We start from the raw sequence: 24,913 nt of genomic DNA, 5'->3' as shown, positions 1-24,913 counted from the left end.
GGCCGCATGCCCCCACAGCCCCGCGGTGTGCCCACCGCGCTCCCCGTCCTGCCCTACCGCAAGCCCACCGAGGGCCGTGACTACTGGGTGCTGGACGACGTCCTGCCCGACGCGGACGCCGTACGGCGGCGCTGCCTGGCCAAGGACGACTGGGTGAAGGGCTACCCGTACACCTCCCAGACCTGGCCCGGACTGCGGACCATGCCCGGTCTGGAACCGTCCGAACTCGCCCGCGTCGAGCGGCTGGTGAAGAGGGCGACCGGGGCGAATGAGCTGTGGGTGCGGCAGGCACCCGACGGCGGCACCCTCAACCACAACTGCGTCCAGGTGGTGGGCGCGGGCGAGAGCGAACCGAGGCCGCACACCGACTCGCGGGCGCTGTGCCGGTACGCGGCCGTGCTCTACCTCAACCCCTCGGTGCCCAAGGACCGCGGGACCAGCTTCTACCGCCAGCGTCTGCCCGGCGGCCGGCTCGGCGGCAACGTCGTGCAGCCTCCGCACCACAACCTCGTCGAGGCCCTCGGCACGCGGTTCGTCGCGCCGGACGCCTTCGAGGAGGACGTCCGCGTGCCGCACAAGGCCAACCGGCTGCTCCTCTACCACGCCAACCTCGTGCACAGCGCGACCGGTTACTGCGGTCGGAGCCTGGAGGACAAGCGCATGACGGCGGTCTTCTTCTGGATGGCCTGACCCGGTTCCTCAGGGGCGCCGCCCGGGGCCGGCGGGGAGGCCGGGGCGCGCGGCGCGGCGGATCAGTACCGCAGCGCGGTGCCCACCTCCGCCCTGACCGGGCCGGACAGCTTGCGGATGCTGCGGGCGGTGGCCGTGGCGGTCTTCCCGGCCGGTACGCCGGGGACGGTGACGACCACCGTGTCGAGCAGGTTGCCGCCGCTGTCCTTGAAGTCGACCCGCACGGCGAAGGACTTGGCGGAGCCCGCCCTGTTCTCCACCCTGACCGCGACGGTGGCGTGCCCGTCCGAGGCGGTGGCCGGGGTGCCCAGGGTCACGGCGTTCCGGGCGTCGATGCCGTTCTTCACCTCGTCCAGCCTGCGGCTCGCCTCCGCGGTGGCCGAGGAGAGCATCTCGTCGGCCTGCGAGGCGAGCGAGGAGACCGCGGACGCCGCCTGGCTCGCGCTGCCGGAGGGTGCGCCGCCGGAGCAGCCGGTCGTGCCGAGGGCCACGGCCACGGCCACCGCGAGTGTCGCGCCCGTCGTCCAGCGTGCCCGGTGACCGGCCATGTCGCCTCCCACTGCCCGTTCGCCCGCCCCTCGTGCGGAGAAAGGGGCCGGCCACCCTCAAGTGAACCGCCGGGCACGGGTACCCGCACCTTCGTGTCACCCGTGCGGCCCCGTGGCCCAGCCGCTTCGCCGGACGCCGGGCCCGGGGTCCGCGCGATACTCACGCATCGATCAGGAGGAGGACGACATGACCGGCATCCGTACCGTGGGCGTCCTGGGCACGGGGATCATGGGCGCCGCGATGGCTCGCAACCTCGCGAAGGCCGGACACACCGTCCGGGTGTGGAACCGCACCAGGGCCAAGGCCGAACCACTGGCCGCCGACGGCGCGCACGTCGCGGACACCCCCGCCGAGGCGGTGCGCGACGCCGACGTGGTCCTGACGATGCTCTACGACGGCGGCACGGTGCTGGAGGTCATGCGCGAGGCCGCCCCCGCGCTGCGTCCGGGCACGGTCTGGGCGCAGTCGACCACGGTCGGCCTGGAGGCGGCCGCTGAGCTGGCCGACCTCGCCCGTGAGCACGGACTGGTCCTCTACGACGCCCCGGTGCTCGGTACCCGGCAGCCCGCCGAGGCGGGCCGGCTGACCGTGCTGGCGGCGGGGCCGGCCGAGGGCCGGGAGACGGTGACACCGGTGTTCGAGGCGGTCGGCGCCCACACGGTGTGGACGGGTGAGGACGCCGCGGCGGCCACCGCCACCCGGCTGAAGCTGGTGGCCAACAGCTGGGTCATCGCGGCCACCGCGGCGACCGGGGAGGCACTGGCCCTGGCCAAGGGACTCGGCGTGAACCCGCAGGGCTTCTTCGACCTGATCGCCGGCGGCCCGCTCGACATGGGTTACCTGCACGCCAAGGCCGGCGTCATCCTCGACGGCGCGTACCTGCCCCCGAGCTTCGCGGTGGCCACCGCGGAGAAGGACGCCCGCCTGATCGTCCAGGCCGGCGAGGCCCACGGCGTCCGCCTGGACGTGGCCGCCGCGAGCGCCGAACGTTTCGCCCGCGCCGCCGCGGGGGGCCATGCCGACGAGGACATGGCCGCGGCGTACTTCGCCAGCTTCGCGGACGACTCCGGCGGGCCCGGCGAGTCCGCCGGACCCGCCGGGCCCTGACCGTTCAGCCGCCCGCAGCCGCGCGGGCCGGGTGGTCAGCCGAGGCAGATCACCAGCAGGCAGAGGTGGGACGGCGACGTGGGCGTGTCCGTGGGGCTCGTCTGCGGGGTCTGCTGGGCGGTGCTGTCGGACGAGCCGGCCCCGGGCGCGGTCCGCTGGGCCGCCGTCGAGGACGACCGGGACGCCGACTGGCCCGATGGGTTCGACTGGCCCGCCGGAACCTGCTGGGCGGACGGGGCCGACTGGGCGGCGGAGGCCGAGCCGTCGGTGGCCGGCGCCGTGTTGTCCGGCCGCGGTGCGGACAGCACCGTCCGCGCCGGCGCCTCGTGCGCGCCGGCGGGCGCCGACGGGGCCTGCGCGGTACGGGGAGCGGCGGCGTCCGGGCGTACGTCCTGCGGCGTGGTGCCCCGCGGCGCCGACCGCTGGTGCGGGACACCGGCCGAGGGCGGGGACTGCCGGGTGTCGGAGGGCGACGAGGACGGGTCGCCGTGCTGCGCCGGCCGGCTGTCCCCCACGGTGCCCGTGTGCGGGGCCTCCGGTGCCGGGGCCGCCTGCGCGCGGTCGGTGGAGTGCCGGTCCATCGAGGCGACGGTCAGACCTCCCCCGACGAGGGCGACGGCGGTCGCCACCAGAGCCCTGCGCTGGGTCTTCTTCCAGCGCGCCAGCTGACGGCGCCGCGCCGCCCGCCCGGGGCGCTGCCGCGGTGGCGGCACGTCCGTCGCGTCCGCGGCGAGATCGGCGACGATGCCGCCGGGGACATCGGCGGGGACGCCGCCGGGGGCGAGGCCCGCGGCCCCGCCCGCCGCGAGGCGGGTCGTGCGAGCCGTCGCGGAATCGATCGCGGTATCGGTCGTGAGGGGCGCCGTGACGTCCGGTGCTATGTCCGGCGCGTACGCACCGCAACCGGGGCACACAAGGGCGCCGTTGAGGTGCCTACGGCACGTGGAGCAGTAGTCCATCCGGTCTTCCTGACTAGGCCTGCCGAGCGGCCAGTCACGCTAACAAGGCTCGTGAGGGACTGTGTGCAGCCTGTGTGACGCTCCTGCGCGGATTCCCGGCACCCGGACCCGAGCGAGTACGCCCACTCGGGTCCGGACGGGCCGTCAGGCGCGGTCGGTCAGCTCTTCGGCGTACACCTGCGACAGCGGCTGAGGCCCCACGTACTGCTGGCAGTTGCACTGCCCCGGCTCGAAGCGCAGCGGCTTCTTGTTCTCGTCCCAGGCCGTCGGCACCTCGACGCGCTCATGGCACCGGCCGCTCTTGTCGTGCTTGGCCAGGTGGTGGGTGCATCCGCACACCGGCTCCGGCGGCTTGTGCGCCGTCTCGACCGCCAGCCGCTCGGCCTTCGCCGCCTCCATCAGTTCGAGCTTGCGCTCGTGCCGGTTGCGCAGCGCGGTGCGGACGTTGTCGGCGAGCCAGGCGAAGCCGCCGGTCCAGAAGACGATCAGCACCCACCAGATCCAGCCCATCGGCCCTCACCCTTCCCCCTGCGGAGTCCATCGTGATTTTAGGAGGAGTCCCGGGCGTTCGCGCCCGGCAGGGCCGGGTGACGTCGCGGACGCTGCGGCCGGTGGTGCGGATACGGGCCCGCCGGGGCCGGGGCCGGGGCCCGCCGCCATCGATCCAGTAGGGCCGCCCGGCCCGGCAGCCAACCCGGACCGCGGCCGTGGAAGAGCGCGAGCACGATCGCCGCGGCCACCGCGATGAGGTGCTCGCGGCCGGCCAGGTTGGGCCTGACCACCGACTCCACCACCATCGAGCCGCCGGTGAGGAAGAACACGACCGGGGCGCGCCGCACCACGGACAGGTAGGTGAACAGGCCCACCACGGCTGCGGACGGCCCGGTGTCGAGGATCCGGCCGGCCTCGGACGGCAGCCCCAGTCCCCACCAGCCGGGGCCGATCGCGATCATCACCCGCACGGTGAGGGTGCCGGCCAGGGTGGTCGCGTACGAGATGAACAGCGTCCGGCCCCGGCCCAGGGTGAGTTCGGCCAGCGCGAACGCGAGGAACAGCTGGGTGATGCCGGCCCACACCGGCAGGTCGAGCGCCGGGACGTACAGCGACACCGGGGTGCGCAGCAGGGTCAGCCACAGCGGCAGGTCGGCCTGGACGCCGCCGAGGATCCGTACCGCCGCCGCCCCGGCCGGCCGCTGCGCCACCTCGTGGAAGAAGATCACGCCGAAGGCCGCCACGAAGGCCAGCACCAGCCCGGACAGCCCCCGTCGCGCCAGTTGCCGAACGGGGTCGACGACGATGCCGTGCCACTCGGCGCGCAGCGTCCGCCCGATGAACCGCGCGAACCGTGCGGCCACGTCACGCACCCGCACCGGTCGGCCGTCTTCGGGTCGGCCGTCTTCGGGTCGGCCGTCTTCGGGTCGGCCGTCTTCGGGTCGGCCGTCTTCCGGTCGGCCGTCCCCCGGTCGACCGTCCTCCGGTCCGGCGTCCGGTGGTCGGCTGCTCCGCTGTCCGCGGCCCCGCCACTCGTCGTCCGCCGGTCCCCCCGGCTCCCCCGGCTCCTCTGTCCATGGCTGCGTACTGCTGCGCTGCTGCACCGCCGTTCGGCTCCTTAGCAGTTCCCCCACCCCACCGTGCGCACAACCGTATGGACCGTAATCGAGTCCGCCGCGTTCCCACAGACGGCGTCACAGCGGCGGCAGAGGCAGCGGCGGGCTCAGGGCGGGATGGCGCAGGACCGAGCGCAGGGCTTCGACGGCGCCGCGCACGGCGGCGGTCTGCGGCCGCGGCACGGCCCGGACGTGGCTGCGCAGCCGCGCGGACAGCCGGTAGGTGAGCTCGGGGCGCAGGGCGCCGCCGCCGGCGAGCAGCGGACCGCGGTCGAGAGCGTCGACGAGTGCGGGCCGGGGATCGTCCCGGAGCAGCCCGGTGACCAGCGTGGTGACGGCGGTGACCAGTTCGCCGAGGGTGGCGGCGCACACGTCGTCGGTGCCGATGGTGGCCCGGCGGGCGGCGGCCACCCGGCCGTCGGTGAGCAGGGCCACCTCGCTGAGCTGGGCGCCGACGTCGATGACGAGCAGCGCGCCGGCCAGGTCGGCGCCGGCGCCCAGCGCGGCGGCGCGGACGCTGTCGATGGTCAGCACGGTCCGCGGTCGCAGTACCTGAAGGACGCCGACGGTGGTGGCGCGGGACCGAGGCCCGCTCAGGACCGGGGTGGTGAGGACGACGACGGGCCGGGCGTCGTGCGGGACGCGGTCGGCCAGCAGTCGGCAGACGAGCCGGGTCGCGGCGGCCGGGTCCACGACGGTGCCGCGCCGGACGGGGCGGGCGGCGGCGGAGCCCTGATGGGTGACCGTGGGCACGTCGAGGATGCCTCCGAGGCCCTCCGCCCAGACCCGGGTCCGGGCACTGCCCAGGTCCAGGGCGATGCCCGGACCGCGCCCGCGGACCGCCCCGGTGGGCCTGCGGCCCTCCGGGGCGGCGGTCGACGTGCTGTCGCCGAGGATCACCGGTCGGCCTCCTTCACCTCGGACAGGGGACGCGGGCGCGGGCCGCGCCGCGCTGCGGCGCCGTCGGGCGCGGGAGCCGGATCAGCCGGCGCGCTGCTGGCAGGGCACGCAGCAGCGCGCGTACGGAAGGATCTCCAGGCGCTCCACCGGGATGGGTTTGGCGCAGTCCTCGCAGTTCCCGTAGGAACCGTCGTCCAGCCGGGCGAAGGCGGCCTCGATGTCCTTCAGCGCTTGCTGCAGGGCGTTCTTCTGCGCGGTCAGGAGGTCGTCGGCCTCCTGACCGCCGTCCTCGGTCTCCTGGACGGCCCGCAGCTGGGCGAGGCGGGAGTTGCGCTCGTGTTCGAGGCGCTGCCGGGCATCGTGCGCGCTCAGGCGCTCGGCCGCGGAGGCACTGCTGGTGGTCTCCCACGACATCGGCGATACGGTCCCTTCTGGCAAAAGAGCCGGTGACGAGGGGGCCGCGTACGGCCCCCTCCTGACCCTCCAGCGTGGCCGCGCGCGCGGGATGCGGCCATCGGTCGCAGTACCCATTTCCGGTGGGCGGCGGGGTGCACCGCCGCCCACCGTCAGGGCCTCAGACCCGCGCCGGTGCGCTCCGGCGGGTGGGCTTGCCGCCGCCCGCGCCGCCGCCCGAGCCGTGGCGCCGCCCGCCGCGCTGGTGGCGGTGCAGCTCGATGGCGAGCGGGGAGGCGGTGAACACCGAGGAGTAGGTGCCGACCACGAGACCGATGAGCAGCGCGAGCGCGAAGTCGGTCAGCGAGTCCCCGCCGAAGACCGTCAGGGAGATCAGGATCAGCACCGCGCCCATGCCCGTGTTGATCGTGCGGGGCAGCGTCTGCAGGATTCCCTTGTTGGTGATCTGCTCCAGCGGTGTCTTGCGGTCGCGTCCGAGCAGTTCCCGGATGCGGTCGAACAGGACCACCGAGTCGTTGACCGAGTAGCCGATGACGGTGAGCAGCGACGCCAGGAACACACCGTCGATGGGCTTGCCGAGCCACGCGAAGATGCCGACGAGGATGACGACGTCGTGCGCGAGCGCGGCGACCGCCGCCGTGCCGAACAGCCATCGGAAGCGGGCCGCGAGGTACAGCAACTGGGCGCCGAGGGCGACGCCGAGTGCGATGAGCGCGTTGCGGCGCAGCTCCTCGCCCAGGCTCGGGCCGATCAGCTCGTCGCGGATCTTCTCCGTCTTGCCGCCGAGTTCGCTGATGGTCCCGGTGACCTTGGCGGCCTCGGCGTCGGTCAGGTCCTCGGTGCGCACGGTCAGGCCGTTGTCGTTGGACGACTGCACGAGCGCGCCGGGGAAGCCCGCGTCGGCGAGGGCGGTGCGGGCCCGGTCGGGGTTCACGGGGGTCGCGGTGGTGTACTCGATCAGCCGGCCGCCGGTGAACTCCAGGCCGAAGTTCAGGCCCCGGGCCGCGATGCCCGAACCGGCGAGCACGAGCAGGACCGCGGAGGCGGCCAGCCAGCGACGCGGGTGGCGCATCAGATCCGGGTTGCGGCGCGCGAGCAGATCGCGGACCCGTCCGGTGGTCGCCAGACCCGTGAGCAGGTGGCGGCGGCGCACCCAGGCGCGGTCCACGGCGAACTCGGCGAGCACCCGGGTGATCACCAGCGCGCTGATCATGGACGCGCCGACACCGATGGCGAGGGTGACCGCGAAGCCGCGCACCGGACCGGTGGACAGGAAGAACAGCAGTCCCGCCGCGATCAGCGTGGTGATGTTGGAGTCGGCGATCGCGCTGAAGGCGTTGCGGAATCCGGCGGTGAGGGCCGAGCGCGGGCTCGGCCGGTGCATGCCGGCGTACTCCTCACGGGCTCGTTCGAAGACGAGCACGTTGGCGTCCACGGCCATGCCGATCGCCAGGACGAAACCGGCCAGGCCCGGCAGCGTCAGGGTCGCGCCGAGGACGGCCAGGGCGGCGTAGGAGATCACTCCGTAGCAGAGCAGGGCCACCGCCGCGAGGAAGCCGGTGAGGCGGTAGACGATGCTGATGAACAGGATCGTCAGGGCGGTGCCGATCACCGCGGCCCAGGCGGTGGCCTCGATGGCGCTGGCGCCGAGGGTGGGGCCGATGGTGTGCTGCTCGACCGTCTCGACCGGCACGGGCAGGGCGCCGCCGTTGATGAGCAGCGCCAGCTCGCGGGCCTCGGCGTCGTCGAAGGAGCCGGTGATCTGCGTGGAGCCGTCCGCGATGCCCGTGCCGCAGGCGACGGACGGGGCGACCTGCGGGGAGGAGATGATCCGGTCGTCGAGCACGATGGCGACCCGGCGCGCGGGGTCGCCCACCTCACGGCAGGCGGCCTCACTGGTCAGCTTGGCCCACGAGGTCCGGCCCGCCTTGTCGAAGTCGACGGTGACGGTCCAGCCGGCGCCCGTCTCCTGCTCGAAGCGCGCCTGAGCGCCCTTGACGTCCTTGCCGGTCATGGCGCTGTCCTGAAGGCGCAGCTTCTGCCCCGACTCGTCGGGCAGGACGAGTTCCTTGGACGCGTCGGGTCCCTTGGACGCCTCGGGTTCCTTCGAAGCGCCGGGCTCCTTGGGGTCCTTGGGTTCCTTGGACGCCTCGGGCTTGGACGTGGCGGGGTCCTCGGTGCCGTCGGCGACGCCGACCACCGGGTGGAAGGTCAGCTGGGCGGTACGGCCGAGCACGTCGGCCGCCTTCTTGGGGTCCTGCACGCCGGGCAGCTCGACGATGATCCGGTTGCTGCCCGAGCGGACGAGGGTCGGTTCGGCGACGCCGAGCGCGTCGACCCGGCCGCGCAGCACTTCCAGGGCGCGGTCGGTGGCCTCGCGGTCGGCCTTGGCGGTCGGGGTGGAGCGGGTCTCCAGGACGATCTGGGTGCCGCCCCGCAGATCGAGTCCGAGACGGACGGGGACGGTGGCGGTGACGTACACGGACAGGGCGATCACGGCGAGGGCGAACAGCGCTCTCACCCGGGAAGTACTGCGTTTTGTGCGGTTCAGGGAAGTACTGGGTTTCGTACGTTTCAACGGAGGCCTCCGGCAGGCACGCCGAGACTGCGGCCGACGCGGTCACGGCGGTCGAGGGGCGAACGGGGGACGTCAGATGCCGAAGGCCCGCGGCGGTGCCCGGCCGCCGTCCTGCACCACGTGCACCGTGCGGGCGGCGACGGTCACCGGGACCGGTCGCGTCCGCCCGGGTGCGGGGAGGGGGATGTCCGTGACGTCCTCGGCGGTGGCGAACTGCCCGTGCGCGACGGGCCGGTCCCCGTGGAACTCCTGCCGGGTGCCGTCCTGCCCGGAGCAGACGACGGTGCACCCCTGTCCGGCGTGCGGGGCGTCCGCGGGACGCTCGTCGAAGCCGGAGTGGCCGCCGCCGGGCGCGGAGCCGGGGCGCGGTCCGGGCGCGAGGTCCGCGACGGAGGCCGCCGCGGTGGCGGGCGCGGGCAGCGGCGGAGGGCTGTCGGTGGTGAAGACCGCCAGCAGAGTGAGCAGCGCGGCCGTCAGGAAGGCCAGGGCACGGGACGAGGGAGCGGTGCTGGGCGCTGGGTGCATGCACCGTCCCCTTTCGTGTTCGTGGTGGCACTCGTGGCGGACGCGGGTGTCGTACCCGGGATCCCGGCCGGGGAGTGGGCAGCCGGGACCCCAGGCGGTCGTGGGGCGGGCCGTCAGGGTTCGATCAGACCGGCCCGGATGGCGTAGCGGGTGAGTTCGAGCCGGTCGCGCAGACCGAGCTTCTGGAGCAGGTTGGCGCGGTGCCGCTGGACGGTCTTGATGCTGATGAAGAGGATCTCGCCGATCTCCTTCGAGGAGTGCCCCTCCGCGACCAGCTTCAGGACCTCCTCCTCGCGGGGCGTCAGGACCTGGTCCGGGGTCTCCTCGCCGTGGCGGACCCGGTCCAGGTAGTTGCGGATGAGCGCGGTCACCGCGCCCGGGTACAGGAACGGCTCGTCCCGCATCGCCGCCCGGCACGCGGCGACCAGGTCCTGGTCGGCGACGGACTTCAGCACGTACCCGCTGGCACCGGCCTTGAGGGCCTGGAAGAAGTACTGCTCGTTGTCGTGCATGGTGAGCATCAGGATCCGGAGGTCCGGCTTGAGCGCGATCAGCTCGCGGGTGGCCTGGAGCCCGGTCAGCCGCGGCATCGCGATGTCCAGCACGGCGAGGTCGATGTCGTGGGTGCGGGCCATCTCGATGGCCTCCGCGCCGTCGCCGGCCTCGGCGACTACCTCCAGATCCGGTTCCTGGTCGAGGATGAGCCGCACCCCCCGTCGTACCAGCGCGTGGTCGTCGGCGAGCAGGATGCGGATCGTGGTCGGGTCGGACATGATCAGCTCTGCTTCCTGGGGACGACGGGCGCGGTGAGCCGGACCTCGGTTCCGGCCGCGGGGGCGGGGGCGATGTCGAGGCCGGCCCCGATGAGCAGGGCCCGCTCGCGCATGCCGCGTATGCCGGCGCCTTCGTGCGCCGCCTTGATGCCGCGCCCGTCGTCGGTGATGGCCAGCTCCACGGCGCCGTCGGTGTGCCGCAGGCTGACCTCGATCCGTTCGGCGTCCGCGTGCCGGGCCACGTTGGTCAGGCTCTCCTGGGCGACACGGTAGAGGACCAGCTCCGTCTCCGGCTCCAGGGCGGGCAGGTCGGTGTCGAAGCGGCGCACCACCTGCAGCCCGGTGTGGGTGGCGAAGTCGGTGGTCAGCGAGGTCAGCGCGGCGACCAGGCCGAGGTCGTCCAGGACCCCGGGCCGCAGTCGGCGCACCAGCCGGCGGACCTCGTCCAGGCTTCCCCGGGTGATCTCCTGCGCCTGGAGCAGTTCGTCGCGCAGCGGCGCGTCCGCCTCGTCCGCGGCCCGCTTGAGCGCGAGCAGGATCGCGGTCATGCTCTGGCCCACCTCGTCGTGCAGCTCCTGCGCGATACGGCGCCGCTCGGCCTCCTGGGCGAGCAGGACCCGGGCGCTGCTCGTGGCCCGCTCGTTCTCCAGTCGGTCGAGCATGGCGTTGAACGTGCGGATGAGCTCCGCGACCTCGCCGCCGCCCTGCTCGGGCAGTCGCTGGCCGGGGCGCAGCAGGTCCACGGTGGTCATCAGCTTCGTCACCCGGTCCAGGGGGGCCAGTCCCCAGCGCAGCAGGGCGGCGTTGGCGACCAGCATGACGGCCAGGCCGCCCACGAGGATGACGGCCTCGGTCAGCACGACCGGCACCGAGACGGTCACGGGGGCCCAGAGCAGCAGCGCGGTGGCCGTGCCCAGCACCACGGCGTTGAGCCCGAAGATCCGCCAGAACAGGGACACCAGGGTTGAGCCTCCTTCCGTGATGCGGTCTGCCTCTACTGTCGGGCATCGCGCATCCTGGACGAGCCGCGGCCCCCTGGTCCCGACCGGGCCTGCCGCCAGTGTGCCTCCCGCCGGCCGCCGGGATCGATGGGGCACGGTCCCCATTTCGCAGGGTGCGGCCTACCCATCCGCGTGTCGAGTGGATCCCCGGACCGGCCGCAAATGGGCTCTGGACCCGATGGGAAACCGCGGCGGGTTCGACCAGGGTTGAGGTGTGACCGACCCCCGTCCCCCGTTGCAGAAAGTAGGGCACTGACGATGTCGCTCGACGCCGCCCGGACCGAACCCCGCGAGCGCCTGTCCGCTCAGGAGGCCCGCCGGCGCCTTGAACACGCCCGCGGGACCCGGCTGGTCCAGCTGGAAGCCCTCGGCGAGACCGGGCAGACGGCGGACGACCACCTGATGTCCTCCCAGCGTGAGGCCATCCAGCGGGTCCTGAAGGAGATCGACGAGGCGTTCGCCCGGATCGAGGACGGCACCTACGGGACCTGCCTGGAATGCGGCAAGCCGGTTCCGGCGGAGCGCCTGGAGATCCTGCCGTACACGGGGCACTGCGTCGCCTGCCGGCGCCGTACCGCCTGACCCCGCCCGCCCCGTCCGTCCTGCCTTCGTCCTCCGCCCTGCCCAAGGGGTGAAACGGTGAACAACCAGATCATCGGCGACCGCGACACGTACCTGACGGCCGAGGACCTCGCCGCGCTCCGCGCGAACCTCGACGACCAGCGCATGTTCCGCCAGGAACAGCTGGAGCAGATCTCGGCCGCCGCGACGTCCCGCGCGGACGCACTGCTCCAGCAGCAGGCCGCCTCGCAGGTGGAGGTCCGCGTGAAACTCGCGGCCTCCGCCCGCATGGTCCTCGCCGACGTCGAGGCGGCCCTGGCGCGCATGGACGAGGGCGGCTACGGCACCTGCCACCTGTGCCGGCGTCCCATCGCGCGGGAGCGGCTGGAGATCGTGCCGCAGGCCCGCTACTGCGCGCGCTGCCAGCAGGTCAGGGAGGCCGGACGGTGACCGTCACCCAGCGTTCGCGTGCCGCCGCGGCCACCCGGCACCGGCCGTGGCCGCTGGGCCGGCAGGGCTGGGGCGTCGCCCTCGACATGGGCAGCGCCCGCACCCGCGCCTGGGTCGCCGGGCGGGGGCTGGTCCTGGACGTCCCCACGGTGACGTTCCCCGGCTCCGGGGCGGTGTACCCGATCCAGCGCGGCACGATCATCGACACCGAGGGCACGGCCCGGATGCTCGACCGCCTTCTCGGCAACCGCCTGCCCCGCTTCACCCGTCCCCTGGTCGTCCTCACCGCCCCCGTACTGGACGGGGTGGCCTTCCGCAATGAGGCCCGTACGGCGGTGGAGGTGCTGCGGCCGCGCGGCGTGCTGACCATTCCCAGCGCGCGGGCCGTCGCCCTGGCAGCGGGCGCGGACCTGTCCCGCCCGCTGCTCGTGGTGGACATCGGCGCGCATCTGACCGAGGTGGTGCTGCTGTCGGAGGGCGCCGTCGTCGACGCGCGCCGCACCGCGCTGGGCACCAGCGACCTCGACTCCGCCTCGCCGGTGCAGATCTGCGAGGCGGTGGCCACCATGGTGACCGCGATGCTGCGGCAGGACCGTACGTCGCTCACCGTGGACGCCCTGCGCCGGGGCGCCCTGCTGGCCGGGGGCGGAGCCCTGCGCCCGGAGATCACCTACCACCTCGCCGGCAGGCTGCACGCACCCCTCAAGGCCGTGGCGGCGCCGCACACCGCCGCCGTCCGCGGCGCCGCCACCCTGCTGCGGGCCGCGCACGACCACCCCGACGACCCGGCGGGCGCGTCCTCCGGGCCGCCCGCCCGCTAGACCCCGTAGGCCAGCCCCCGTCCCCACCGCGCACGGAAAAGCCCGTCCCCACCGCGCACGGAAAAGAGGAGCACGAAGCCTACGAGGCCCATGCGGACTGCGAGGACCACGCGGACACGAAAGGAGGGCCGCACCATGGCCGGCGGCATCCCTCGGGCCCAGCCGCCCCCCGAAGGGCTGTTCCCCGACGACCCGCTTCCCGACGAACTCCCCAGCCGCATGCTCTGGCGCCTGCGGCGCAACCCGGTGCGCCGCCCCAGCGACCTGCTCCAGGCGTGGATCGGCCTCGGCGTCCTGCTGGCCGTACTGGCCGGCACACCCGTGGCCATGTTCTTCGTCGGCGCCACCGCCCTGCGCCACTACGAACAGGCGGCCGAGCACCAGGAGAAGACGCGGCGGCAGACCACCGCGGTCCTCCTGCACGCCGCACCCCGCCATCCCGAGCCGGGCTCCGAGGAGGCGAAGAAGACCCGCTATCCGGTACCGGTGCGCTTCACCGACCCGGGCGGGCTCGCCCGCACCGACAGGACCGACGTCGAGCCCGGCCTGCCGGCCGGCAGCTCCGTCGACATATGGGCCGACACCGACGGACGCATCACCGAGCCGCCCCTGACCACCGCCCAGGTCCGCAGCCACAGCACGGGCTGGGCGATCCTCGCCGCCCTGGCCGTCCCGGTCACCGGCGCCGCGGTGTACGGCGCCGCCGGCCTGCTGCTCCGCCGCCGCAACCTGGCCGCCTGGGACAGCGCCTGGGCCCGCACGGCCCCCCGCTGGCCGCCCTCCCCGTGACCGCGGGGTGCCGGCGGCCAGCGGGGGGGCGCCGTGCCGCATCCGGTACGGCCCGCGAAGGCGGCGGCGCTCTCCGGACTTTCCGAGCCCGGTTCCCCGATCTTGACGCTGCACTGTCAGGTCACCGGCAGGAAGGACCGCCGAACACTGCCGGAAACCGGCAATGTGCCAGGTGAGCCCGGTCGGGCATGATGTTGCGAGGGGAGCACCGCGGACGGTTCCGGTGCCGGACACCGGCAGATGTCCGGTGCCGGGGCCGGCAGGGGGGAAGTACCGCCGCCCGGTGCGTCGCAGGGGGAAGAGGGGGCTCGACGATTCCGCGGCGCACCCGCCGCCCGCCGTGTCCCGGCGCCCGAGTCGCCGGGACACGGCGGGGGCCGGACCCGGCCACCCGGTCTCTCCCTTACTCACCGTTCCTTACCGTCAAGGACGTATGCCATGGATGTCATCGGCGCACTCGTCGCGGCCTGCCTGCTCCTCGTTCTCTTCGTACTGTTCACCTTCTCCCGGCTGTTCCGGAAGGTGGAGCAGGGCAAGGCCCTGATCGTCTCCAAGATGCGCAAGGTCGACGTGACCTTCACCGGCCAGGTCGTCCTGCCGGTGCTGCACAAGGCCGAGGTCATGGACATCTCGGTGAAGGCCATCGAGATCACGCGCACCGGCCGCGAGGGGCTCATCTGCCGGGACAACATCCGCGCCGACATCCGCATCACGTTCTTCGTGCGGGTCAACAAGACCGTCGAGGACGTCGTCAGGGTCGCCCAGGCCGTCGGCACCGCCCGCGCCAGCGACCGGGACACGTTGCAGGAGCTGTTCCACGCCAAGTTCTCCGAGGCGCTGAAGACCGTCGGCAAGCAGATGGACTTCACCGACCTCTACACCAAGCGTGAGGAACTGCGGTTCCAGATCATCGAGGTCATCGGTGTCGACCTGAACGGCTACCACCTCGAGGACGCGGCGATCGACTACCTGGAGCAGACGCCGCTGACCCAGCTCGACCCGGGCAACGTCCTCGACGCCCAGGGCATCCGGAAGATCACCGAGCTGACGGCCGTGGAGCACGTGCGCACCAACGAGGCGCAGCGCACCGAGCAGAAGGAGATCACCCGGCAGAACGTCGACGCGCGCGAGGCCATCCTGGAGCTGGAGCGCCGCCAGGCGGACGCCGAGATCAAGCAGAAGCGGGAGATCGAGACCTCCCGCGCCCGCGAGGAGGCCGAGACCGCCCGCGTGATGGAGGAGGAGCGGCTGCGTGCGCAGAGCGCCTTCCTGCGCACCGAGGAAGAGCTCGGCGTCCAGCGCGAGAACCAGGCCCGTGAGGTCGCGGTCGCCGCGAAGAACCGCGAGCGGGTCATCGCCATCGAGAACGAGCGCATCGAGAAGGACCGCCTCCTGGAGGTCATCGCCCGGGAGCGGGAGACCCAGCTCACCCGGATCGCCGCCGACAAGGAGGTCGAGGCGGAGAAGCGGGAGATCGCCGAGGTCGTCCGCGAGCGGGTCGCGGTGGACCGTACGGTCGCCGAGCAGGAGGAGTCCATCAAGAAGCTGCGCGCCGTGGAGGAGGCGGAGCGCGAGCGCCAGGCCGTGATCATCGCCGCCGAGGCGGAGGCGCAGGAGAAGCTGGTCAAGGACATCAAGGCCGCCGAGGCCGCCGAGCAGGCCGCCACCCACCGCGCGGCCGAGGAACTCACCCTGGCCGAGGCCCGGTTGAAGACCGCCGACCTCGACGCCCGCGCCAAGCTGCGCCTGGCGGAGGCCGTCAAGGCCGAGGCCGCCGCGGAGGGGCTGGCCGCCGTCCAGGTCCGCGAGCAGGAGGCCGAGGTCATCGAGAAGGCCGGCCGCGCCGAGGCCGAGGCGTTGCAGGCCAAGGCGCTCGCCGAGGCCCAGGGCACCGAGGCCCGGCTGCGCGCGGAGGCCGAGGGAGCCCAGGCCAAGGCGCTCGCGGAGGCGGCCGCGATCGGCGAGAAGCTGAAGGCCGAGGCGGCGGGCCTGACCGAGAAGGCGGCCGCGATGGCCGCCCTGGACGAGGCCTCCCGCGAGCACGAGGAGTACCGGCTGCGGCTCCAGGCGGAGAAGGAGATCCGGCTGGCCGGCCTGGAGGCGCAGCGGCAGGTCGCCGAGGCGCAGGCCACGGTCATCGCGACCGGCCTGGAGCACGCCGACATCGACATCGTCGGCGGCGAGTCGGTCTTCTTCGACCGCCTGATGAGCGCCATCTCGTTCGGCAAGGGTGTCGACGGCTTTGTGGAGAACTCCCGGACCGCGCAGGCCCTGGCGGGGCCCTGGCTGGACGGCTCGTCGAACTTCACCGACGACCTCGCCCGGATCCTCGGCCAGGTCAACACGGCCGGCGTCAAGAACCTGACGGTCTCCGCGCTGCTGATGAAGATGATGCAGTCGGGCGGCACGAACGCCGGTCAGCTCCAGCAACTCCTCGACCGCGCCGGTGAGCTGGGCCTCGCCGACACCCCGCTCACCGCACTCAACGGCACCGCCCGGGTCTGACGAACCACGGGGACGGGCCCCAACCCACCGTCGGAAAGACGGCGGTCGAGGGCCCGCCCCGTGGACACGCCGGAATCACGGGGCCGGAAAGCCCCGCCGACGGGAGCCGGCCTGATCCGCCGGACGGACCGGGCCCCGGGCCCGCACCTCTTCGCGAAGGGACGCACCACCCATGGCCACCGCCCTGGAGACGGGTTCGTACGACTCCGTGGACACCGGAACGTACGAGGTGCTGCGCGACCGGCTGACCGCGCAGGCCGCCGAGCTCGCCCGCGGTGCCGAACGACTCAACGCCCGACGGGCCGAGGAGTTCGGCGCCACGCGCCTGGACCTCACCGGCACCGGCCGGCTGCGCACCGAGCACCCCAGTGTGCCTCGCGACGTCGTGGCAGTCGGCGACCGCCTGCTGTTCGGATACAACGGCAACCGGCCCGAACCCGAGGTCGGCGACGTCCTCGCGCTGCACGACCGGGAACTGAACCGGCTGCCCGAGGACGCGGTGCCCGGACTCCTCGACGACCCCGCCTTCGTGCGGGAGTTCGGGGCTCTGCACCGCTACTACCGGCAGGCCCGGCTGCTGAGCCTGCGCCGCGTGGAGGGCCGGCTCCTCGCCGTCTTCCGGACCGGCGAGAAGCCCGGCGACATCCGGGTGCTGCGCTGGACGATCACCCCCGACGGCCGGGCGGAGTTCCTGGACGGGCGCGGCGAACGCGACCATGTGCCGCCGCCGTCCCACGACTTCGAGTGGACCGCGACCGGCCGCGAGGACCACGTCCTGGGCCGCCACCCGCACGTCTCCGTGCGCGGCGAGATCTTCGTCTCCACCGTCGGCGGCCACCTCACCGTCAAGACGGAGGACGACACCGAGACCGGCGAGGGCGTCCACAGCGAGCCGGTCGACGAACCGCTCCAGTCCCTCGCCGACGCGGACGTCGCGCACACGAGCGTGGGCCCGCTGATCCTGCTGCGGATCCGCCCCTACAAGGAGCAGGCCCACCGCTACCTCGTCTTCCACACCCTCACCAGGGCCGTGGTCCGCCTCGACGGCATCGGGCAGGCCTGCCGCCGCCTGCCCGACGACCAGGGCATCGTGTTCCCCGGGGGCTACTGCCTGGCCACGGGCGTCCACAAGACCTACGAACTCGACGGCACGGGCCTGGAGTTCGAGCGCGAGGTGCGTTCGCCCTACGGCGAGGACGTGCTGTACGCCTTCCACGCGCCCGCCGAGGGCCGCAGCCTGCTGCTGTCGTACAACACCATCCGCGAGGAGGTCGCCACCCCGCTGTCCTGCCACGGCTGGGCGCTGTTCGACGACGGCACGCTGATGGCGCTGCGCACGGACCCCTCGGCCGGCCCCGACGAGCCGGGCCGCGTGCACCCCCTCCAGCTCTGGAGCTCCCCCTACGTCTCCGACACCCACGCGGGCGCCACGGGCACCGGACCCCTCGGACGGATCGGCAACGCCGACCTCGTACGCGGCATCTCCGACTGCCTGTCCATCAGCCGCGCCGTCGCCGAGACCACGCCGACCGCCGAGGTGTACGAGGCGCTGGCCGCCGCCTGCGTCCGCGCCCTCGACAGCCACCACTGGCTGGGCGAGGAGGAACTGGGCGACCTGCGCACCCCGCTGGACGCCGTACGGGCCACCGCCGAGCAGGTGCTGGAGGAGTTCCGCACCGTCCAGACGCTGACCCGGCAGGCCGCCGACGCGCTCGAAGCGGCCGTGGGCCGGCTCGCCGCGGTGGTGCGCCGGCTGCGCGGCGAGGCACCGCGCGGCGCCGCCGCCTGGGTCGGCGGCCTGAGCGAACTGAGGCAGGCCCAGGGTCACTTGCTGACCCTGAAGGAGATGCGGTACGCCGACACCGCCCGCATCGACGAGCTGGCCGCCGGGACGGAGGCCGACCTCGCCACGTTCGGGCAGCGGGCGGTCGCCTTCCTGGCCCGCGAGGACGCCTTCGCCGACCACCACGAGGAGGTCGAACGCCTCGCCTCCGACGCCGAGTCGATCGGCAGCGTCGCCGAGGCGGCACCGGTCGCCGGCCGGCTCGACGACCTCGCCGGCTCGCTGCGCACGGTCACCGAGGTCGTCGCCGGCCTCGACATCGGCGACGCCACCGTGCGCACCTCCGTCCTGGAACGCATCGCCGAGGTGCTGGGCGGTGTCAACCGCGCCCGCGCCCTGCTCGACGCCCGCCGCCGTGAACTGCGCGACCAGGAGGGACGCGCCGAGTTCGCGGCCGAGTTCGCGCTGCTCGGCCAGGCCGTCACCGGCGCGCTCGCGGCCGCGGACGATCCCGAGGCCTGCGACGAGCAACTCGCGTCCATGCTGGTGCGGCTGGAGAACCTGGAGTCCCGCTTCGCGGAGTTCGACGACTTCCTCGGCGAGCTGACCGACAAGCGCACAGAGATCTACGAGGCCTTCTCCGGCCGCAAGCAGGGCCTCCTGGACGCCCGCGCCCGCCGCGCCGAACAACTCGCCGCGTCCGCGGACCGGGTGCTGGAGACGATCGCCCGGCGTGCGGCCACACTCGCCGACGCCGACGCCGTCAGCACCTTCTTCGCCTCCGACCCGCTGGTCGCCAAGGTCCGCCGCACCACCGGGGAACTGCGCGAACTCGGCGATCCGGTACGGGCGGAAGAACTGAGCGGCCGCCTGAAGTCCGCCCGCCAGGAGGCGGCCCGCGCGCTGCGCGACCGCACCGACCTGTACGACGACGGCGGTCGCACCCTCCGCCTGGGAACCCACCGCTTCGCCGTCACCACCCGGCCGCTCGACCTCACCCTGGTCCCGCACGGCGACGGCCTCGCCTTCGCCCTGTCCGGCACCGACTACCGCGCCCCGGTCACCGACCCGGGCTTCGCGGACACACGCCCGTACTGGGACCGGCGGCTGCCGTCCGAGTCGCCCGAGGTCTACCGCGCCGAACACCTCGCCGCCCGGCTGCTGCGCCGCCACGGCGAGGCCGCGCCGGCACAGGCCGACCTGCCGGCCCTGGTGCGCGGGGCCGCGGAGGAGGCGTACGACGAGGGCTACGAGCGCGGCGTCCACGATCACGACGCGACGGCGATCCTCACCGCCCTGCTCCCCCTGTACGAGCAGGCCGGGCCCCTGCGCCACGAACCCGCCGCGCGGGCCGCCGCCCAGCTGTTCTGGGCGCACGGCACCACCGCCGAGGCCCGCACGGCCTGGACCCGGCGAGCGGCCTCCCTGGCCCGCGCCCGCGACGCCTTCGGCCCGTCCCCCGCCATCGCCGAACTCGCCGCGGAACTCGCGTCGGCCCTCGCGACCTGGCCGGCCGCCCCGGGCGGCCACGGACCGGCCTCCCTGGGCGCGGGCGACCTGGCGCCCGCCGCCGCGGCGTATCTGTTCCAGGAGCTGACGAGCGGGCCCGACGGGTTCGTCATCAGCGCCGCCACCCGCACCCTGCTCGACAAGTTCCGGCGCACCGTGGGCAGTTCCGCCTACGACGAGGACCTGGCCGCGCTCGACGGCCTCGCCGCGCGCCGCCAGCTGGCCGAGGCGTGGCTGTCGGCGTACGTCACCTCCACCGGTACCGAGATCACCGCCGGCGACCTGGCCGAGGCGGTGGCCGCCGAGCTGTGCCCGGACCTGCCCCGCTACGAGTCCGAGGTCTCCCCGGTGACCACCGTCGAGGGCCTGCTCGGCACCCACCCGCGCATCGAGGGCCGCAACCTCACCCTGCGGATCGACGAGTTCCTGGCCCGCACCGAACGCTTCGAGACGCGGGAGGCACCCGCCTTCCGTGCCTACCAGCGCCGCCGCACCGCCCTGGTCGACACCGAGCGTGCCCGGCTGCGCCTGGACGACCACCGTCCACGCTCCATGGCCGCGTTCGTCCGCAACCGGCTCATCGACGAGGTCTACCTGCCGCTCATCGGCGACAGCCTCGCCCGCCAGCTCGGCACCGCGGGCGAGACCAAGCGCACCGACACCGGCGGCCTGCTGCTGCTCGTCTCGCCGCCCGGCTACGGCAAGACCACGCTGATGGAGTACGTCGCCGACCGCCTCGGCCTGATGCTGGTCAAGATCAGCGGCCCGGCGCTCGGCCACGCCGTCACCTCGCTGGACCCGGCCGAGGCCCCGAACGCCACGGCCCGACAGGAGATCGAGAAGATCAACTTCGCGCTGGCGGCGGGCAACAACACCCTGCTCCTCCTGGACGACATCCAGCACACCTCACCGGAGCTGCTCCAGAAGTTCATCCCGCTGTGCGACGCCACCCGCCGTGTCGAGGGCGTCCGGAACGGCGAGGCGCGCACCTACGACCTGCGCGGCAAGCGGTTCGCCGTCTGCATGACCGGCAACCCCTACACCGAGTCGGGCGAACGCTTCCGCGTCCCCGACATGCTCGCCAACCGCGCCGACGTCTGGAACCTCGGCGACGTCCTGACCGGCAAGGAGGACGTCTTCGCCCTCAGCTTCCTGGAGAACGCGCTCACCGCGAACCCCGTGCTGGCCCCGCTGGCCGGCCGCGACCGCGGCGACCTCGACCTGTTCCTCCGGCTCGCGGACAACGACCCCGCGGCCCGCGCCGACCGGCTGAAGCACCCCTACGCGCCCGCCGAGGTCGAGCAGATCGTGTCCGTGCTGCGCCATTTGCTCGGCGCGCGGGAGGCGGTCCTCGCGGTCAACGCCGCCTACATCGCCTCCGCCGCCCAGTCCGACGCGACGCGCACCGAGCCGCCGTTCCGGCTCCAGGGCTCCTACCGCACCATGAACAAGATCGCCCAGCGGCTGCGGCCCGTCATGAACGACGCCGAACTGTCCGCCGTCCTCGACGACCACTTCACCGCCGAGGCACAGACCCTCACCACGGGAGCCGAGGCCAACCTGCTGAAACTGGCCGAACTGCGCGGCGCCCTGACCCCACAACAGGCGGATCGCTGGGCCGAGGTGAAGTCGGCCCACGTCCGCGCGCAGACCCTCGGCGGTCCGGCCGGGGATCCCCTCACGCGCGCGACCGCCGCTCTTGCCCTGCTGGCCGACCGGATGGGCGCCATCGAGGCCGCCCTGACCGGCCGCACCGGCTCCCGGGCCCGGCACGCGGCCGAGCGCGCAAAGGAGGAGTGACGACGATGGAGACGATGACGGCGGTCATCGCGGCGATGGCCTTGATGACGCCCTTCCTGGTTCCGCTCAGCACCGCCACGCTGATCGTGGCGGCCAGTACGACCGTTCTGGTCCGCCGCGACCGCCGCAGGGCCCACGCCTACCGGTCCCCGTCGCCGGCCGAGGAGGAGTGAGCGCCTCCCGGGCGGTGCCGCCGGATCAGTTCCGCGAGTTGCCGAACAGGAGGCGGTAGCCGATGAGCAGCACGAGCGAGCCGCCGATGGCCGCACCCCAGGTGTAGAGGTCGAAGAAGTTGCTCTCCACGGGCCGGTCGAGGAACCTGGCGGAGAGCCAGCCGCCCACGAACGCGCCCGCAATGCCGATGAGAGTGGTGCCGATCAGTCCGCCCGGGTCCCGCCCCGGCAGAAGGATCTTGGCGATGGCCCCGGCTAGCAGCCCGAGGATGATCCAGCCGATGATGCTCACGTCGCCTGTCCTCCAGGAGTGTTGGTTGCCCGATCGCATGGTTCCGGATGCCTGCTATGGCCAGGACGCGAGGTATGGGGCCCGTGGTTGCCTGGCCGCTCCGCATCCAGCCACATATTTTCATTATTGCGCAACCCCGGAACTGCCGGGGAGGGCACGCGCGTTGACCTCCGTGAACACGGGGGACCGGAAAAGCTGCGGAGGAGTTCGATGAGTGTGCCCTTGACCAAGGGCGGCAACGTTTCGCTGAGCAAGCAGGCTCCCGGCCTGACGGCGGTCACGGTCGGGCTGGGCTGGCAGGCGGATGCCGGATACGAGCTGGACGCCAGCGCGCTGTTGTGCGACGCGTCCGGCAAGGTGCTGTCCGAACGGCACTTCGTCTTCTTCAACAACCTGAGCAGCCCCGACGGTTCGGTCCGCCACAGCGGCGGCGGCAGCCCCGTCGGCGGCGACGACCAACGGATCGACGTCGACCTGACCCGTGTGCCCGCCGACATCACGAAGGTGGTCTTCCCGGTCTCGCTCTACGAGGGAGCCGCCCGCGGGCAGTCCTTCGGCCGGGTGCAGCGCGCCCACATCCGCGTGCTCGACCAGGAGGGCGGCGCCGAACTCGCCCGGTACGACCTGGTGGCCGGCGGCCTGGCCGGTGAGACGGCGCTGGTCTTCGGCGAGCTGTACCGGCACGGCGCCGAGTGGAAGTTCCGGGCGGTCGGCCAGGGGTACGCCTCGGGCCTCGCGGGCATCGCCGCCGACTACGGCGTGGACGTCCTGCGGGAGACGACGGCCCCGGACCCGGCCCCGTCCGCCTCGGACCCCGGTGCGGGAGCGTACGGCCCGCCTCCGCCGGCCCCGCCCGCACCCACGCACACGCCCCCGCCCCCACTCCCTGTGACACCGACGCCGACCCTGGTGTCCCCCCAGCCGCCGATCGTCGCCGCACCACCGCAGCCCACGAGGAGTCCCGACATGACCTGCTTCTTCGACCCCGGCCACGGCCCCGGCACGACGAGCGTCAGCTGGTACCCGCAGTGGGGCGTGCCCCGGCCGGTCCAGGCGTGCGCCGAGTGCGCGCAGCGCGTCCAGACCACCGCGCCGCCGTTCTACACCCCGCCCCAGCCGATGAGCCCCGGATACCCCCAGGCCCAGCAGGGCTATCCGCAACAGGGGTACCCGCAGCAGGGCTACCCGGCTCCCCAGGGCGACCAGCAGCAGGGCGGTCGCCGTTTCGGCACCGGCGCGCTCATCGGCGCCGGCGCGGCCGGCCTGGTCGGCGGGGCCCTGCTGAACGAGGCGTTCGACGACGACGAGCCGGACGTGGTGATCAACAACTACTACGAGGAGTGACCGGCTCCCGCGGAGCCGGGGAGCGGGGCGGAGAAGGCGGGACATGACCGGTGCCCGGTCGCGCCGGCGTCGGCCGGCGGTGGTGCTCCTGGCCGCCGCCTCCAACATCGCCGTGCGCGCGGCCGGCGGGCCGCCTTCCGGCTCCGCTCCCCGGTCCGCGCCGGCGGTCCCGGCGTCGGCCTCGCCCACCGGCCCGGCGCGAGCCTCGACGACGGCGACCACGGGACCGTACGACCCGGCCGATCACGTCGTCCAGGTGCGCCGGAGGGCCGGCCGCGTCCAGCAGGAGCGACCGGCCCGCCTTCGGCTACGACACCGGCCAGGGCAACAAGAGAGGCGCTAGTGCTGTGGCCGGGAAGGTTTGCCGGGCGTCGCGAGCCGGTGAACCTTTCCGGTCACAGCGCTAGATCCGGGCCCGCGCCGCCGCCCGGCCCGAGCGCGCCGTCGGCCGGGCCCGCTTCGCGGTCCGGGCGACGAGCAGCGGACCGAGAGGCCCGGTGCCCAGCCGCTCCACCAGAGGCGGCGCGAACCGGCGCGCCATCAGCACGACGATCAGGGTGACGACGGTCCCCACCAGGGCGCCGACGCCGACGTCATGGGGGTAGTGGGCGCCGACGTAGACGCGCGAGGCACCCATCGCCACGGCCGTGAGCAGGGCGATGGACCCCAGCCACCGGCTGATGACGAGCAGGGCCACCGCGAACGCGAAGGCGACCGTGGTGTGGTTGCTGGGGAAGGCGTAGTCGTCGACCGGGGGACACGCCTCGATGAGGAAGCCGTGCGGGAGGGCCCGGCAGGGGCGCGGCTCCTCGAAGACGTTCTTGATCCCGCTGTTGACGACGTACGACAGGACCACGGCGAACGGCGTGGCCAGTACGGCGGCCATCACCGTGTTCCCCTCGCGCCGGGCGCGCCACCAGGCCACCAGCAGGAAGAGCGCGAACAGGCCCATGCCGAGGTCGGAGAAGAGCGCGGCGGGCTCGTTCAGCCAGTGCGTGTCCCGAGCGAAGTTGGTGACGTCGGTGTAGAGGCCGCCGTCGATGGCCGCGCCGTCGAGCCCCGTGGCGGGCGGGGAGGAAGTCGTCATCAGGTGGATCTCCGGGCCATGGGTCCACGTGCGTGAGCGCTCCGGGGAACGCGTGTGAACACACGCGGACGCAGAAGTGGAACCCTCGTGAAGCCGGGCCGTCCGAGGGATGAACGTCTACAGATTGGTAGACGGTAGCAGTTGGGGACCGGGTTGCTTCAGGCGCCGTCGTATTGCCGCCGGGCCGATCACGGCCTCCTGGGGGCGGGCGGTCGTGGCCAAGAACGTCCTGGCGGTCGCCGCCATCCGCCCCGGCTCGCGCGGCAGCGCCACGACCAGGCACATTCGCGGGAAGCGCTCCGGCGGCGGGCTCATGCGGCCGCCGGGCCGGCCAAGTGATGGAGCGCCGGCCGAGTGATGAAGCAGGGGCAGACCCGCCACGGGGGGGTGCGAACGAGCCTGCCCCTGCATGATGCCGCCCGCGTACCTCCCCCCGGAGAGCAGGCGGCCCGACCCCGCCCGGGGTCACTGGGTTCAGCGCTGCGGGAGCGCCGAATGTCACGGGTTCCGGTGCGCTGACACGAAATCGACACGTTTGTGCAGCAAGGCGCTCATCGCCCCACTCAGTGCGTCACATCTCGCATGCCGTATTCCACGTGATCCACGTGATCCACGTGATCCACGTGATCCACGTGATCCACGTGATCCACGTGATCCACGTGATCCACGTGATCCACGTGATCCACGTGATCCACG

At 73.4% G+C, this 24,913-nt stretch carries 21 protein-coding genes and 1 pseudogene; 10 read left to right on the top strand and 12 right to left on the bottom strand.

Annotated elements, in window-relative coordinates:
• The first annotated feature begins 6 nt into the window (after nt 1–6).
• Nucleotides 7–690 carry a DUF6445 family protein gene (locus tag ACIQMV_RS17235; RefSeq protein ID WP_402593582.1) on the top strand — a complete coding sequence of 228 codons (684 nt, stop codon included), beginning with the start codon at nt 7–9 and terminating at the stop codon, nt 688–690.
• Nucleotides 691–752: 62 nt separating this feature from the next.
• Here ACIQMV_RS17235 and ACIQMV_RS17230 read toward each other — a convergent pair whose 3' ends face one another.
• The gene (locus tag ACIQMV_RS17230) at nt 753–1,238 is read right to left on the bottom strand and encodes a hypothetical protein (protein WP_402593580.1); all 486 of its coding nucleotides are present in this window, start codon (nt 1,236–1,238) and stop codon (nt 753–755) included.
• A gap of 187 nt (nt 1,239–1,425) precedes the next feature.
• On the opposite strand from ACIQMV_RS17230, the gene ACIQMV_RS17225 reads away from it, so the two are divergent.
• Nucleotides 1,426–2,346, top strand: a complete 921-nt coding sequence (locus ACIQMV_RS17225; protein WP_402593578.1) for an NAD(P)-dependent oxidoreductase — start codon at nt 1,426–1,428, stop codon at nt 2,344–2,346.
• Nucleotides 2,347–2,381: 35 nt separating this feature from the next.
• Here the strand turns inward: ACIQMV_RS17225 and ACIQMV_RS17220 are convergent, their stop codons facing one another.
• The 9 genes from ACIQMV_RS17220 to ACIQMV_RS17180 all read right to left on the bottom strand — a co-directional run bounded on the left by ACIQMV_RS17220 (nt 2,382) and on the right by ACIQMV_RS17180 (nt 11,061).
• Nucleotides 2,382–3,305: a hypothetical protein gene (locus ACIQMV_RS17220; RefSeq protein ID WP_402593576.1), complete on the bottom strand. Its 924-nt coding sequence runs from the start codon at nt 3,303–3,305 to the stop codon at nt 2,382–2,384.
• Nucleotides 3,306–3,449: 144 nt separating this feature from the next.
• On the bottom strand, nt 3,450–3,815 hold the full coding sequence (locus tag ACIQMV_RS17215) for a hypothetical protein (RefSeq protein WP_141359776.1): 366 nt from the start codon (nt 3,813–3,815) through the stop codon (nt 3,450–3,452).
• Nucleotides 3,816–3,853: 38 nt separating this feature from the next.
• Nucleotides 3,854–4,660 carry a hypothetical protein gene (locus ACIQMV_RS17210; RefSeq protein ID WP_402593574.1) on the bottom strand — a complete coding sequence of 269 codons (807 nt, stop codon included), beginning with the start codon at nt 4,658–4,660 and terminating at the stop codon, nt 3,854–3,856.
• 330 nt (nt 4,661–4,990) lie between these two features.
• Complete coding sequence (locus ACIQMV_RS17205) at nt 4,991–5,812, bottom strand: rod shape-determining protein (protein WP_402593572.1); 822 nt, start codon at nt 5,810–5,812, stop codon at nt 4,991–4,993.
• An 81-nt stretch (nt 5,813–5,893) separates the two neighbouring features.
• Nucleotides 5,894–6,226 (bottom strand): TraR/DksA C4-type zinc finger protein, encoded by a 333-nt coding sequence (locus tag ACIQMV_RS17200; protein ID WP_141359775.1) that lies wholly within the window; start codon nt 6,224–6,226, stop codon nt 5,894–5,896.
• A gap of 160 nt (nt 6,227–6,386) precedes the next feature.
• Entirely contained in the window at nt 6,387–8,804 is a 2,418-nt protein-coding gene (gene secD / locus ACIQMV_RS17195) for a protein translocase subunit SecD (RefSeq protein WP_402593570.1), read from the bottom strand.
• A 72-nt stretch (nt 8,805–8,876) separates the two neighbouring features.
• Entirely contained in the window at nt 8,877–9,329 is a 453-nt protein-coding gene (locus ACIQMV_RS17190; RefSeq protein WP_402593569.1) for a hypothetical protein, read from the bottom strand.
• Nucleotides 9,330–9,442: 113 nt separating this feature from the next.
• Entirely contained in the window at nt 9,443–10,102 is a 660-nt protein-coding gene (locus ACIQMV_RS17185; RefSeq protein ID WP_362350478.1) for a response regulator transcription factor, read from the bottom strand.
• 2 nt (nt 10,103–10,104) lie between these two features.
• Entirely contained in the window at nt 10,105–11,061 is a 957-nt protein-coding gene (locus tag ACIQMV_RS17180) for a HAMP domain-containing sensor histidine kinase (protein WP_402593567.1), read from the bottom strand.
• Nucleotides 11,062–11,361: 300 nt separating this feature from the next.
• Between ACIQMV_RS17180 and ACIQMV_RS17175 the strand changes: the two genes are divergently transcribed.
• The 7 genes from ACIQMV_RS17175 (at nt 11,362) to ACIQMV_RS17145 (ending at nt 21,494) form a co-directional block, all read left to right on the top strand.
• Nucleotides 11,362–11,685, top strand: coding sequence for a TraR/DksA C4-type zinc finger protein (locus tag ACIQMV_RS17175; protein WP_225076525.1), 324 nt, complete (start codon nt 11,362–11,364; stop codon nt 11,683–11,685).
• A gap of 57 nt (nt 11,686–11,742) precedes the next feature.
• A complete protein-coding gene (locus ACIQMV_RS17170; protein ID WP_401775811.1) occupies nt 11,743–12,114 on the top strand; it encodes a TraR/DksA family transcriptional regulator in 372 nt (123 codons plus the stop codon).
• Nucleotides 12,111–12,935, top strand: coding sequence for a rod shape-determining protein (locus ACIQMV_RS17165; RefSeq protein ID WP_402593565.1), 825 nt, complete (start codon nt 12,111–12,113; stop codon nt 12,933–12,935). The genes ACIQMV_RS17170 and ACIQMV_RS17165 overlap by 4 nt, the downstream gene beginning before the upstream one ends.
• Nucleotides 12,936–13,070: 135 nt before the next feature.
• Nucleotides 13,071–13,724, top strand: a complete 654-nt coding sequence (locus ACIQMV_RS17160) for a hypothetical protein (RefSeq protein WP_141359767.1) — start codon at nt 13,071–13,073, stop codon at nt 13,722–13,724.
• Nucleotides 13,725–14,162: 438 nt separating this feature from the next.
• On the top strand, nt 14,163–16,229 hold the full coding sequence (locus ACIQMV_RS17155; protein WP_402593562.1) for an SPFH domain-containing protein: 2,067 nt from the start codon (nt 14,163–14,165) through the stop codon (nt 16,227–16,229).
• A 172-nt stretch (nt 16,230–16,401) separates the two neighbouring features.
• Nucleotides 16,402–21,321 carry a DNA repair ATPase gene (locus ACIQMV_RS17150; RefSeq protein ID WP_402593560.1) on the top strand — a complete coding sequence of 1,640 codons (4,920 nt, stop codon included), beginning with the start codon at nt 16,402–16,404 and terminating at the stop codon, nt 21,319–21,321.
• Between the two features lie 5 nt (nt 21,322–21,326).
• Nucleotides 21,327–21,494 (top strand): hypothetical protein, encoded by a 168-nt coding sequence (locus tag ACIQMV_RS17145; protein ID WP_172632903.1) that lies wholly within the window; start codon nt 21,327–21,329, stop codon nt 21,492–21,494.
• A gap of 25 nt (nt 21,495–21,519) precedes the next feature.
• Here the strand turns inward: ACIQMV_RS17145 and ACIQMV_RS17140 are convergent, their stop codons facing one another.
• The gene (locus ACIQMV_RS17140; protein ID WP_141359764.1) at nt 21,520–21,786 is read right to left on the bottom strand and encodes a GlsB/YeaQ/YmgE family stress response membrane protein; all 267 of its coding nucleotides are present in this window, start codon (nt 21,784–21,786) and stop codon (nt 21,520–21,522) included.
• A gap of 210 nt (nt 21,787–21,996) precedes the next feature.
• Between ACIQMV_RS17140 and ACIQMV_RS17135 the strand changes: the two are divergent.
• A pseudogene (locus ACIQMV_RS17135) lies at nt 21,997–22,554 on the top strand (TerD family protein); the annotation flags it as partial.
• 979 nt (nt 22,555–23,533) lie between these two features.
• On the opposite strand, the gene ACIQMV_RS17130 reads toward ACIQMV_RS17135, so the two are convergent.
• On the bottom strand, nt 23,534–24,217 hold the full coding sequence (locus tag ACIQMV_RS17130; RefSeq protein ID WP_141359762.1) for a phosphatase PAP2 family protein: 684 nt from the start codon (nt 24,215–24,217) through the stop codon (nt 23,534–23,536).
• Nucleotides 24,218–24,913: the final 696 nt, after the last annotated feature.

This window comes from Streptomyces sp. NPDC091412, from assembly GCF_044756885.1.
GTDB lineage: Bacteria > Actinomycetota > Actinomycetes > Streptomycetales > Streptomycetaceae > Streptomyces.
Note: the sequence above shows the minus strand (reverse complement) of the source record. Positions and strands in the feature narration are given on the sequence as shown.